The 13,438-nt window shown below is 43.6% G+C and carries 9 protein-coding genes; 5 read left to right on the plus strand and 4 right to left on the minus strand.

All coding sequences use genetic code 11. The features are described 5' to 3' along the window. Window positions 1-619 precede the first annotated feature (619 nt). The gene (gene ppsR / locus QJS82_RS03625) at window positions 620-1,516 is read left to right on the plus strand and encodes a posphoenolpyruvate synthetase regulatory kinase/phosphorylase PpsR (protein ID WP_227670454.1); all 897 of its coding nucleotides are present in this window, start codon (window positions 620-622) and stop codon (window positions 1,514-1,516) included. A gap of 184 nt (window positions 1,517-1,700) precedes the next feature. Beyond that, window positions 1,701-3,344: a Si-specific NAD(P)(+) transhydrogenase gene (gene sthA / locus QJS82_RS03630; protein WP_227670455.1), complete on the plus strand. Its 1,644-nt coding sequence runs from the start codon at window positions 1,701-1,703 to the stop codon at window positions 3,342-3,344. Between the two features lie 121 nt (window positions 3,345-3,465). Here the strand turns inward: sthA and QJS82_RS03635 are convergent, their stop codons facing one another. From QJS82_RS03635 to QJS82_RS03650, 4 genes are all read right to left on the minus strand, one after another. Then, window positions 3,466-4,677, minus strand: coding sequence for an ABC transporter permease (locus QJS82_RS03635; protein ID WP_227670456.1), 1,212 nt, complete (start codon window positions 4,675-4,677; stop codon window positions 3,466-3,468). Then, complete coding sequence (locus tag QJS82_RS03640) at window positions 4,677-6,014, minus strand: ABC transporter permease (protein ID WP_281491250.1); 1,338 nt, start codon at window positions 6,012-6,014, stop codon at window positions 4,677-4,679. The genes QJS82_RS03635 and QJS82_RS03640 overlap by 1 nt, the downstream gene beginning before the upstream one ends. Window positions 6,015-6,017: 3 nt before the next feature. Then, complete coding sequence (locus tag QJS82_RS03645) at window positions 6,018-7,289, minus strand: HlyD family secretion protein (protein WP_281491251.1); 1,272 nt, start codon at window positions 7,287-7,289, stop codon at window positions 6,018-6,020. Between the two features lie 106 nt (window positions 7,290-7,395). Beyond that, window positions 7,396-9,066 (minus strand): TolC family protein, encoded by a 1,671-nt coding sequence (locus QJS82_RS03650; protein WP_281491252.1) that lies wholly within the window; start codon window positions 9,064-9,066, stop codon window positions 7,396-7,398. 330 nt (window positions 9,067-9,396) lie between these two features. On the opposite strand from QJS82_RS03650, the gene glpK reads away from it, so the two are divergent. The 3 genes from glpK to QJS82_RS03665 all read left to right on the plus strand — a co-directional run bounded on the left by glpK (window position 9,397) and on the right by QJS82_RS03665 (window position 13,430). Further along, complete coding sequence (gene glpK / locus QJS82_RS03655; protein ID WP_281491253.1) at window positions 9,397-10,989, plus strand: glycerol kinase GlpK; 1,593 nt, start codon at window positions 9,397-9,399, stop codon at window positions 10,987-10,989. Window positions 10,990-11,568: 579 nt separating this feature from the next. Then, window positions 11,569-12,039, plus strand: coding sequence for a hypothetical protein (locus QJS82_RS03660; RefSeq protein WP_201564951.1), 471 nt, complete (start codon window positions 11,569-11,571; stop codon window positions 12,037-12,039). A gap of 362 nt (window positions 12,040-12,401) precedes the next feature. Further along, window positions 12,402-13,430: an endonuclease/exonuclease/phosphatase family protein gene (locus tag QJS82_RS03665; protein ID WP_281491254.1), complete on the plus strand. Its 1,029-nt coding sequence runs from the start codon at window positions 12,402-12,404 to the stop codon at window positions 13,428-13,430. The last annotated feature ends 8 nt before the right edge of the window (window positions 13,431-13,438 follow it).

The raw sequence follows: 13,438 nt of genomic DNA on the forward strand, positions 1-13,438 counted from the left end.
AGGTTATTTAGTAAAGATTATAACGGTCGATTATACCCCTATATTTGGATAATTTCGATACCTAGAACCAAAAAATTCGTCAAAAAGATACAAATTGTGGGGATTGCTACATATTTGAGCGGCAAGAAAGTAATATTTGGATGCTAGAATATAGTGAAAATGGGAATGTGAGAGGTTTTATGAATGTATTCACAATAGCTAATGTTGGATAAAACTTCCAAAATTTGCTTAAAGCACTTTTAAAATTTGCTTCTATATATAGGTGACTATTGAATTATTGATAACTGGTTTGATTATTGACTTAAAAGTGAGGTTTGTTTTTATGCTAACTTTTATACAAATGCTTCTAAGTGTACGCCTGTAACATTGATTTCTATTAGATGGCTATTATGCGTATAATATAGCGCATAGATATGTTCTGGACGCGCCCATGCTCTTTAGCAGCGAATTCACAGCCAATGACTATTAAAGAGTATGACTATTAAAGAGCATGGCAATGTTATAAGAAGTTTTTATCATAAGTTGTTATAAACGGCTATTAAGAGTCGATTGAAGTTTTTTCAGCGCTATGCAAAAGCGATTATTGAGGTTTTAACGTTTTAACAAAGGTGTTCACGTTATGTTTGTAAACAATCCGCCCGAACCAGCCAATCCGACTATTCAAAACAAACAAGCATTAGAAGTAGATAACGCCCAAAATATAAGAACCGCCTTTTTTATCTCTGACGGTACGGCGATTACCGCCGAAACCCTTGGACGCGCTATTTTAAGTCAGTTTGCCTCTGTACCTTTTGAAACCCGAGTATTGCCTTATGTCGATAGCTTAGAGCGTGCCGAAGATGCCGTCGAACAAATCAATACTGCTTATCAACGCGATGGTTTATTGCCATTGGTATTTGATACGATTGTCAGTCCTGATATTCGCGAGAAAATCAACTCAGCGCATAGCTGTAATTTGGATATGTACGAAGGTCTCATCGGTCGGGTAGCAGAAGAGACGGGTGTTGAGCCGGACGGACATTCAGGTCATGCCCATGATGATGTCGACTCTGAAACTTATAAAGAACGTATTGATGCGGTGCATTTTGCTTTAGACAATGATGATGGCGCGCGCACTCGCCATTATCATGCGGCAGATATTATTCTTATTGGTGTTTCGCGTTCTGGAAAAACGCCGACTTCATTGTATTTGGCGCTACAATTTGGTATTCGAGCGGCAAATTATCCCTTAACCGAAGAAGATTTAAACGACAATAAGCTGCCTAAAGCCTTACGTGAGCATAAGCATAAGCTGTTTGGCTTATTAATCGATACGGATCGCTTAGTGAAAATTCGCCAAGAACGCCGCGCTGGCAGTCGTTATGCTAGTTACCAACAATGCCAGCAAGAGCAGCGGGCGATACAGGGGATTTATATCTCGCAAGGTATTCCAAGCCTTGATGTATCAGAGATGTCTGTTGAAGAGATTGCCACGCGTATCTTGCAGATGACCGGTCTTAAGCGCCGTATTGGTTAAAGAAATTAATCAACAGCGCATAACGAATAACGGCTAAGGCGATAACGTAACTGTCGCCAATATTGCAAAATATCCTATCACAACGTATGGTAGGCCCACTTTAGCGCCATGACCCTGACGGCATTTAAACCTGCTGACACTCATGGACTAAAAAATAGATTCATAAATTAATAAAGAGGATACGATGGGAAGCAAACCTATAAGCGACGCGACCAACGATACTGGTAAAGACACTCAAACCGAAGTGTCTAATAAAGAGAGCGGCCGCGCGCCAAACCCTGAGCATACTGAGGGTAAAAACAAAAAAGCAAGAATTGAGCAAACCCATGAGCAAGTTACTGACGATATTATGCATCATCCAGACTTGGTCAATCCGCTAGATGACACCCGTATTGATATTAAAACCCCTTTTACCAAAGACTCGCAGCGTATCAAAGGCGATAAGCATAAGTATGAGTATGACGTTGTTGTCTTAGGCGCAGGTCCTGCTGGTGAAGCAGCTGCCATGAAGCTGACGAAGTCGGGTAAAAAAGTAGCGGTTATCGACCCACGCGAACAGGTCGGCGGTAACTCTACTCATGTCGGCACCATTCCCAGTAAAGCATTGCGTCAATCAGTCTTTAACTTGATTAACTTTCGCCGTGATCCTATGTTCACTAAAGCGATGGAATACCAGCAAGTACCGCTTAATAAAGTGCTGACCAATGCTCGTAAAGTTATCCGTAATCAGGTAAGTACCCATACGCGCTTTTATGAGCGCAATCGTATTGAGGTGATTCACGGTTGGGCAAGTTTTATTGATGCGCATACTTTAAGCGTTGAAAAAGACGACGGTATCTTTGAAACTGTGACCTTTAATAAAGCTATTATTACTGTTGGTAGTCGCCCATATCGTCCTGATATTCTAGACTTTAACCATCCACGTGTGTTTGACTCTGATAAAATCTTGCAAATGGATTATGTGGTCAAAAAAATCATCATCTATGGTGCCGGGGTGATTGGTTGTGAGTACGCTTCTATTTTCACCGGTCTTGGCTATAAAGTTGACCTAATCAATAACCAAGATCAGCTGCTTAATTATTTAGATAGCGAGATTAGTGATGCTATCGCCCATGACTTTAGACAGTTTGGGGTACTGATTCGTAGCAATGAAGAGATTGACCATTTAGAGACGCATGATGATTATGTGGTCTTGCATCTAAAAAGCGGCAAGCGCATTAAATCGGATGCCATTCTTTGGTCAAATGGGCGCTCAGGTAACACTGAAGGCTTGAACTTAGAAGCCATTGGACTTGAAGCCAATAGCCGTGGTCAGCTAAAAGTTGATGATACCTATTGTACTGGTGTCGAAAATATCTATGCTGCCGGTGACGTTATCGGTTGGCCATCATTGGCGTCTGCTGCCTATGACCAAGGCCGCTGTGCAGCGGCCTTTATGGTTGGTGATAGTGATGCAGAGCCAGTATCAAGCGTACCAACGGGTATCTATACCATCCCTGAAATCTCTTGTATTGGTAAGACAGAGCAAGAGCTGACCGATGAAAAAGTCCCTTATGAAGTCGGGCAGGCATTTTTTAAACATCTGGCACGCGCGCAAATAATTGGCGAGCGCTCAGGTGTGTTAAAGATTTTGTTCCATCGTGATACGCTTGAGATTTTAGGCATTCATTGTTACGGCAATCACGCGTCAGAGATTATTCATATCGGTCAAGCAGTGATGAAGTGTAACGCCACTTTAGAGTATTTTGTAAATACCACCTTTAACTATCCAACGATGGCAGAAGCCTATCGTGTGGCAGCCCTTAACGGTTTGAATCGCGTTTTTTAACGCTTATTTCTTAATGCGTAAACCGTAAAGTAAGAGATATAAAAAAGCGCCTGCTTAATGAGTAGGCGCTTTTTTTATGGCATTTTTTCTAGCAGAATAAAGGCTACTAAACTTTTTTACATTAATAGCCAGTTTTACTTTGCGGGGTACGCCAGCGAAAGAGCAGCAGTAGTATAAAGTAAAATGCCCACAATCCTGCCAACGCATAAAACCCCGTTGCGACTTGCGCCACGCTGGCACCCATCTGATTGAGCTGGACAGAGGTGTTAATCGCAGGCGTCGTCGGTATTAACCAGCGGATGATTTGTAAAAACTCTGGTAATTGATGGGCAGGCCATGGATAACCACTGACAAAAAACATCGGTAGCGAGCTGAAAATTAGAATTTGCATACTGCGCTCACGCTGGCGGAACCACAGTCCAAACACACAGCCAAGCGTGGCCACAGTCGGGCAAAATAGCAGCAAAAATAACAAGCTGCCGAGCATGTTTTGTCCGCGTGGATAATGATGCAGCTCAAAGGTCCAACCATAATAGAAGCAGCCGATGATAAAGCTGAACATACTGAGCGCTGCAATACGGCCAAGCCAGCCGCGAATACTGGTCGCATGACGACGTTGTTCATACCAAGTACCGATTAACATCGCTGTAGACATCAACAGGGTTTGCTGCAAAATAAGAATCGCTACTGCTGGCACCACGTAAGCACCGTAACCTTCGGTTTGGTTATATAAAGGAATAATTTTTAGGGGCACCGCTTGGGTGCTGGCCGCTGCGGTTGCAGAATAGGCCCCTTGCGCCACACTTTTTTTAATCTCAACCCCTGCCGATACGGTACTAACGGCCTCTAAAAACCCCATTTGGACATTTTTATTTAGTAAGAAATAGCCGCCATTGCCCAGTACGCTGACACTTGCCGCTTTTCCAGACAATACTTGCTGCTCAAGCCCGCTTGGAATAATCATATAACCGGCGATGTCATCCGACCAGATGGCCTCGATGGCATCTTGCTCATTTAAAAAACGCTTGGTATCTAGCTGCGGGCTGGCGCTGGCATAGCGAACGATGGTTTTAGATAAGTTGCTATTGTCTTTATCGATAATTCCCACTGGTACATGGTTGACCACCTCTGTCGAATACGGCCAAGGATAAAAGAAGCCATAAATAATCGGCGCAATCAGTAATAATAACAGTACACCTTTATCAGAAAAAACGTCTTTAATCGTTTGCACAAAACTGTGCAAAAAACTTTGTGATGAATAGTCTTTTGAATCTGATGGCGTATTAGATAGCTTTTCTTTTTCTGAGACAGGCTCTTTTTGTAGCATAGACATTAGCGTGCTCCCCAGCGTTCAGGATGTGCGAGCGCGCGTTTGCTCAATAATGCGGCTAAGAACATAGCAATAACGGTTGCTAGTGTCAGCCCATATACTATCGGTAATGAGATGGCAACGGGTGCTTGCATCTGTAATTGGGCAATATGCAGCTTAAGATAATGAGTAAGTGGTAGTGCATCCGACCAATGCTTGGCGCTGTCACTGATGGCGATATAAGGGAAAGTAACCCCTGCAAACGCATAAGAAGGTGCTGAAATAAAACCAGTCGACGATAAGCCCATACGTAATGAAAATGAGGTTAAAGTAAATATGGCACCAAGCCAAAATGAAAACATCATCAGTAATACAAGACCGACATAAGTAGCCATGATAGAGCTAATAGCAACTGCTTGTTGTGGAGCAGCCAGCCATAACGCCAGAATTGACCATAAGCTATAAGCCAGCGTTGGCCAAAAATACTTACCTAATAAACCAAAGAGCAAAACCAAAATACTGGCTTTTCTAGGCTTATTATCTATAACAGAGGTTTTATTGTCTGCAGCAGAGGTTGAAGCAGCTATGGTTTTGTCGTTTTTAATATTGGCTTCAATGTTGGTTAAGTCAGGATGCCCGCTTTCAATAAAATCATACCAACGACCGATTTGCTTATCGCGTAGCTCGCGTCCAATGGTCGTGGCACCGATAACCATAGCTAAGATGTGCAGCAGCGCCGGGATAACCGTTGACGCTAAAAACTGCTGATAATCTGTTGCCGCATTAAATAAGCTAATACGCTGAATACCAATGGGCGAGTAAGCAATCGCCGCTTGTGATGGTGCCATACCTTGTTTCACCAAACGCTGTATCTCAACGCCTGCCGATAGCGTACCAATCACTGATTGGACACTGGTTTGGATAATGCCAGAGTGAGTACCGTATTGAGCGTTTACTTGCAGCACGATGGTCGCAGGTTTACTCGATGAGATATTGCGTGAGAAATCCTCAGGAATAATGACCACTGCATAAATATCACGTTGCAGGAGCGCTGCTTCTACCGCTGCTGGTGAATGATACAGCTGTCTGACCGTCAGGTTCGGATTGGCTTCCAAATAACGCACGGCAGTATTGGCAATAGGACCGCGGTCTTTATCCATCACTCCGATAGGTAAGTCGGTGATTTGTATTTGTGAGAAAATCCACCAAATCAACAGCACGGTCGCAAGCGGTATCCACAGCACCATGCTCAAATCCCATGGATTTTTGGCTAAAAAACGGCGCTCATAGCCAGCACTGCGTACAAAAGCGCCAATTAGCCCCTTTTGCCTACTTAGCCTCTTTTGCTTATTCAAGCGCATGGCTTACTCTTGGGTCTGATTAGCAAGAGCTGGATTGATACTGACAATCACGCTCATACCCGAGCGAATACGTCGATCAGGTGCCGATGGCCGTGCTTTGACCTCAAAGGTACGCACATCAAAACCATCGTTATTGTTGGTAGGACGCCAAGTGGCAAAATCAGATAATGTTGAGGTGGCATAAACGGTAAACTGTTTGGTATAAGGCTTTTCGGGCGATGATAAAGCAGGAATCGTACCCATAAAACGCTGACCAATCGCAAATTGATTTAAATAGGTTTCAGTGACATTGAGTACCACCCATTGATCGTCGGTATTGACCAAGGTAAGGATCGGCACACCTTGACCAATCACTTCGCCAGCATTGACGATGACATTATCCACGATACCGGCAATCGGGCTTCTTAGATTGGCTTCTTCTTTTGCGACCAGTGCTTCTTCTAATTGCGCATCGACTTGGGCAACTTGTGCCGTCGCGGCAGATTTATCTTCACTGCGTGCGCCTTCCATTGCTAAGTCATACTGTAATCGCGCCGCTTCTGTCTGATCTTGGGTGGCCAAATACTGCGCGTAGGCTTCATCACGTTTTTGCCGCGCCATCAGTCCTTCTTCATAAAGACGATTGACGCGCTGATAGGTATTTTCTGCCAAATCAGACGCCGCTTTATTGGCTTGCCAAGCGGCTTTTGCTTGCGCAATCTCTTGTGGACGGGCGCCATTTTCTGCTTTATCAAGCTGACTTTGGGCCATTTGCTTGCCAGCACGAGCTTGATTGATTTTGGCATTAATCTCAGGTGAGTCCATCTCAATCAATTGCTGACCGACCGTCACGGCATCGCCTTCTGTGACCATGATTTGTGCAATACGTCCTGGTACTTTTGCGGCGATGGACGTTTGCTGCATTTGCATCTGCCCTTGTAAGGTGATGACTTCAGGCTCATTGTGTTGATTGCTTTTATACAAACCATAAGCAATTGCCCCTAAAACAAGCAGCACAAGGAGTACCAAAATCGCCTTTTTAATCACGGCAGATTTATCCGCTTTTGCAGGCTCGCGTTTATAAGGCGGCACCGCTTGCTCTTGGTCCATATCAGCGCTATCGACGCTATCAACGTTATCGATGCTAGCAGCGCTATCGACGAAAGCTTCAGTCGGTTTAGTGCCATTAATAGCATCGACGGGCGTTTGCTCATGATGACTGCTGTTTGATTCAGCGGTTTGGTCTGAAGCATTTAATTTGCGTGAGTCGCCTGATTCGTTATTAGATTCAGTCATGACAGTGAGATTCCTAAAGCGATAAAGTCGGTAATAAGCAGAATAGGTCTGGCGTTATTTAGTCTTGGCATTTAATCTTATTATTTAATATGTCTTACTGGGTAGGCTATTTGTCATATAAGGTTGGTAGTCGAATATCAGCGGCGTTTAGGTAAGCATTAAAAGCGAGAGGCGTACCGCAGCTTTGCATTAGAGCGGCAAGAGACTGTACATAAGTATTCGCCGCTTGCGCCTGTTCCGTACGCGCTTTGAGGTATTGTGTCTGTGCTTGTACCACATCGATAGGCGTATTTAAGCCTTCTTGCAGCCCAAGGCGACGCAAGCGTAATACCTCTGCTGCCAAATCTACATTACTTTGTAGTGCCTGATAGCGAGATTGGGCGTTATTGACATCGTGCCAGTTTTTTTCGACCAACAATAATAGATTGTCACTGACTTCAATCTCAGACAAATCCGCTTGGCGTATTTTGGCATTGCTAGAGGCTAGAGAAGCGGTTTTATCGAGCCCACCCCAAAGCTTCCAACTTGCTGAAATACCAGCGACCCAGCTTGGGTCTTTTTCAAGTTGTCCATAGCCATAAAGCATAACCGTAGGTTTGTAGCCCGTATCTGACAGCGCATGTAGCTGCTGAGCTTGGGCCCGTTTAGCGGCGACTTTTTGCAGACCTGGATGATTATTCAGTGCCAAATCTTGAAAATAATTGACATCAGGTAAAGGACGGCTAGAGACAAATAGGGGCGTGGTCGGCTTGATACGATAATCGGTACGCAAGAGACGCTGTAGCGCCATCATCGCCAGACGCGCATCATTGTTGGCATTGACCGATTCGCTTTTTGCATCGGCAAGCGCCGATTGGGCTTCTAAGCGATCGACACGTGAGATAAAGCCTTCTTCAAAAAGGCGCTGTGCCATATGATCAACTTGCTGCACCGTATCATAAGCATCTTCGCGTAAGTAGGCGGCAATAATCGCCAATTGTGCCTTAAAATAACGCTCAACTAAGGTGTTATAAAGCTCGTTGGTATCCAGTATGCTATCTGCGACAGCTTCTTGAGTACGAGCAGTGGAAGCACCTGTTAATGCTGCTGTGCGTCCAGCGGTATAAATGGGCCATACTACACCCAGACCTGCTCCCGTCGTTGAACCTGAACGTTTTAAATCGTAATTATCTGGGATACGGTCACCGACCAATTCACCAAAATCCGGCAAATTTTCTATATCTATGGGCGGGTCGATGCTATCAACACTACTATTTACATCGTTGATAATGCCGGTTTTAATCGACGATAAGTCAACATCGGCATCTAAGTTGTAAGCATTGGCGGAGACGCGCGCAAATACTAACGGATGGTCGATGGTTTTTAGCGCATCCGTTTCGTATTCACTGGCAGCAATCGCGGCTTGATTGGCGGCAATTTTTGGTGAAACTTGCAATAAAATATTTTGCGCTTGCTCAAGACTTAGCAGGCTAGACACTTCTAAGGGATAGCTATTATCAATGCTTTTATGGGTGATGGGGTCGATAAGGGTGCTTAAGCCAGTATTGGGCTCAGCTTTAGCTGTCTGTTTTTCTGTCGTCGCTGCCTTGTTTTGTAGACTGCTTTCTCGATTGACACTTTGATTATCTGCATCAATAATTTGCGTCACTACCACTGGCGCTACTTCATTTTGTGACGTGATAGTATCATCGTTAGCGTTAGCGGAGTGAGGCGCGGCTAAGCTCATGAGCATAGCCGTCATCACAGCAGTAGACAGAGTCGATAAAGCAAATTTCATAAGTCACGTAAGCCATTAATTAGAATGCAAAGTGTTTAGAACGTAAAGTGTGTAGAAGGTAGCCGAACAGGGCAATATTATAGACTATTAATAGAAAGCAAAAATCGGTTATTCATAACAAAGCGTACACTGTAGTGCCACAATGGTGACGGGTCAATGCTCACTATTCGCTTATTTTACATTGAATACGCGCTGTTTTTATGTTAAGTGTCTCATTATAAGGTAAATAATAGCATTATTTATGGGTTAGTGATAAAAAGTCATTGAGGACACGCCCTAGATAAAAATCAGCAGATAAAAAACAACACTATCTAAAATAGGATGTGAGTAATGGCAGGATATATTTTAGCGCTAGATCAAGGCACAACATCGAGCCGCGCGATTTTGTACGATGACCATGCCCGTCCGATTAAAATGGTACAACAGCCGACAACCTTAAAAACGCCGCAAGCAGGTTTTGTCGAGCAAGATGCACAGCAGATTTGGCAGACACAGATTAGCTGTGCCCATGATGTGATTAATCAGGCCGGGCTGCTTGCGACCGATGTTACCAGTATTGCGATTACCAATCAGCGTGAGTCTATCGTGATGTGGGATAAGCAAACGGGCAAACCTTTAGCGCCTGCTATTATTTGGCAAGACCGCCGTACCGCAAGTTATTGTAAAACGCTTGCTGCTGAAAGTGCGAGCGGTAAGACTGAGGATAAGCATGTTGATATGGCAAGCGAGATACAACGTATCACAGGCTTACGCTTAGACCCATATTTTAGCGCCAGTAAAATCGCGTGGTTGTTAGAAAACGACCCTAAATTAAGAGTACGCGCCAATAAAGGGGAGATTGCTGTCGGCACCATAGACAGCTGGCTTATCTATAAATTAACCGGCGGCGAACACGTCATCGATGTGACCAATGCCTGTCGTACTTTATTATATGATATCCATAAGCTGGCATGGTCAGAGGAGCTATGTACCTGTTTTGCCATACCCATGAATATATTGCCCAAGGTTCTGGCATCTGATGGAGATTTTGGTAAAACCAAAAAAGGGTTATTTGCCAAACAAATTCCTATTCAGGCGGTATTGGGCGACCAACAAGCGGCGCTGTTTGGGCAAGGCTGCCTTGATGCAGGCATGGCAAAAAATACCTATGGCACCGGCTGTTTTATGCTGATGAATATCGGTCAGACGCCAAAACTGAGTGAGCATAAGTTACTGACGACCATTGCTTGGCAACGCAAATCAACGCCAATGCGTCCAGACAATTTATCATTTGATCAAATCGTTCAGTCTGGCAGGCGTATGCTACAACCGCCCAAAAAGGAAGTCACTTATGCCTTGGAGGGCAGTGTTTTTATGGCCGGTGCTATCGTGCAATGGTTGCGTGATAATCTTGGTATGATTCAACAAAGTAGTGAGGTTGAGAGTTTAGCGCGGCAAGTAGATAGCAGTGAAGAGGTGGTCTTATTGCCCGCATTTACAGGTCTTGGCGCTCCTTACTGGCGCTCCGATATCAGTGCCAGTATCACTGGTATGAGCCGCGGTACGACCAAAGCCCATATCGCGCGCGCGGCCTTGGAAGCGGTGGCATATCAGACTTATGATGTGCTCATCGCTATGCAAAAAGACAGTCCTCATCCATTGACTGAGCTCAGAGTCGATGGCGGCGCGGCTAATAATGACTTACTCATGCAGTTTCAAGCTGACTTATTGGGAGTGCCGGTATTGCGCCCCAAAGACACAGAGATTACTGCCAAAGGTGCGGCTTTATTAGCCGGATTAAAAACCGGTCTATACGATGAAGCAACGATGCAAGCATCATGGCAAGTCGACCGGATTTTTGAGCCTGAAATGTCCGCCGATATTCGGCAGCAGCATCTTAATAAATGGCAACAAGCCGTTGATAGAGCGTTAAAAGTCATGTAATTGTCTAATATTGAGATATTTAAGCGCTGTAACCACTCAGTCAAAGATTACTTAAAGCGCTCTGCTGACATACAAATCCATGCAAATTGGTGATAAAGATACAGGCTGTAACGCAAGGCAATCGTAATTTGGACACAAATTACATAACCTGTCTATTTGTTGGTATCCATAAATTCCTATACTTTAGATGAATTAAATCATAGCGCTAATCACTCTTATTTAATTTCTATTAATCTATAACTATTAATTCATAATTATGTCATTAATAGGCGTTAGATTAATAGCTTAGATTTACAGCTGAAAAATGAGTGATTAGTACATTAGCAATGAATAACTCTAATATATAACAAATAATTTAAGGATAATATTATGAATAACGATGGACGCATTACAGACCCTAATAACCGTGTAATCGCTGATGACTATCTTGAAGTCGGCGATAGAGAGCGCATCATCGATGACAACGCGCGTCGATTAACTGATAACGATGTTGATATCAATGGTAATAGAGTCGTTAGACATGAAAATGACAATATCATTGATGATCACGACGCCATTGATCGTAATGCCGTGAAGCACATGTCAAAAGAGAGTAGAGAAGATCTGAATGCTGATCCAATCACAGGTGAGCCAGGCTCACACCCACTAGGTACAGGTATTGGTGGTATTGGCGGCGCAGCAGCAGGTGCGGCTATTGGGACAATGGCAGGTCCATTAGGAACCTTAATCGGCGGCGCTATTGGTGCTATCGTTGGTGGCGGTGCCGGTCATGCAGCCGCAGAAGCCATTGACCCAACTCGTGAAGAAGCATACTGGCGTGCTCAACATGCCAATGCTGATTATTACCGCGAAGGTCATGAGTTTGATCGTGATTTACATCCAGCCTATGCCGTTGGTTACGCCAATCGCGCCCGCTATCCAGCCGATGCCCGTTTTGAAGATCATGAATCAGATTTAGAGCGTTCATGGCATGAAGTGAAGGGTGAGTCGCGTCTAGAGTGGGAAGAAGCTCGTCGTGCAACACGTGATGCATGGAACCGTGTGTCTTAATAGCCGTTATATTTTTAAGCTATGATGATTAAATAATAATGAAAAGTGTTAAGGATTCAATTAATGGTAAATGAGTATTCCTTTGTTAAGCTTCATCATTAAGATAAACTAATAGTTTATTTGATATAAGTAAATAAACAATACAAAAGCTTACTCTCTCATTACTAGAATTAGTCTGATTGTAGACTTTACTCTGCTATCAGACAAAATAAGCCAGTTTTATGCTACTTTAAAGCCTCCAAAGATTTCTTTGGAGGCTTTTTTAGTGTATATTGTTAAGTGTGAATATACTTAATATTGTTATGTATAAATATATTTAATGATAAGACATAATTATCAAAAATAATAATAATAGGTAATTTATGATTCATAATGCAGAAGGCAATGATCCAAAGCAGTTTTATATAGCAACTGCCAATTTACTGAATTTTGCCAATCCTAATCGAATTTATTACGAAAATACGCCCGCTTATACCAATAAAGAATACGAACATAAGCTGCGCGGCATTACCGACTTATTAGCAAAAGCCCATGCCGATATTATCGCTGTACAAGAAGTATGGGATAGTCAGGCGCTTGAAGCGTTGGCGGTATCGTTGGGTTTTAAGCCTGAGCATGTGGTGATTCCACTGGCAAGTAATGACAGCGCAAGCCCTTATACTCAAGGCAAAGGTGCGCAGAATACACCCGCAGTTGGTATTATCACGCGCTTTGAGCAGTTAGAGAGCACGTTGCTACAAGCCGTAGAGCCAAAAGCGGTCATCGATATTCCTGATATAGGACCTTATGAGCGTTTTAATCGTCCGCCACTCATATTACGAGTGAATGCTTATGGGCAGCCGATAACGATTATTACCGCCCATCTTAAAAGCAAACGTGCTTTTTTCTTACGTGATGAAAACGGCAATCTGTTAGAGGATATGAACGATCCGAATATTCGAGTTCGTGCCAAACTGCGTAGTTTATGTATGCGCGCCGCAGAAGCCGCCTCTATTCGTATGTCTATCATTGAGCGCTTACATCATACGCGCGAGCCGCTGATTTTATTGGGTGATATGAATGATGTCACCGGTAGCGTGACCACCCAATTGATGACCGAAACCGGCGAAGTCAACTATGATAAAAGTATGCGTGATGTAGCATTGTTTGATGCCGCTCGTATCCAAGCCCGTTACGGTTGGATGAAAGATGTTGCTTATACCCATATTTATCAGGGTATGCCAGAAGTTATTGATCAGTTATTTGTTTCTGAAGAGTTTTTACCTGATAGTAAGTTTTCGCTTGGTCAGGTTGAACGAGTTGACTATTTTAATGACCACTTAAAGTGGGATTATGCCGATAGAGTCATCGATCATGGTATTATACGAGCGAAAATAAAACTTCATAATTAACCCCGTTT

It is taken from the genome of Psychrobacter maritimus (assembly GCF_029953575.1).
GTDB classification, from domain to species: domain Bacteria; phylum Pseudomonadota; class Gammaproteobacteria; order Pseudomonadales; family Moraxellaceae; genus Psychrobacter; species Psychrobacter maritimus.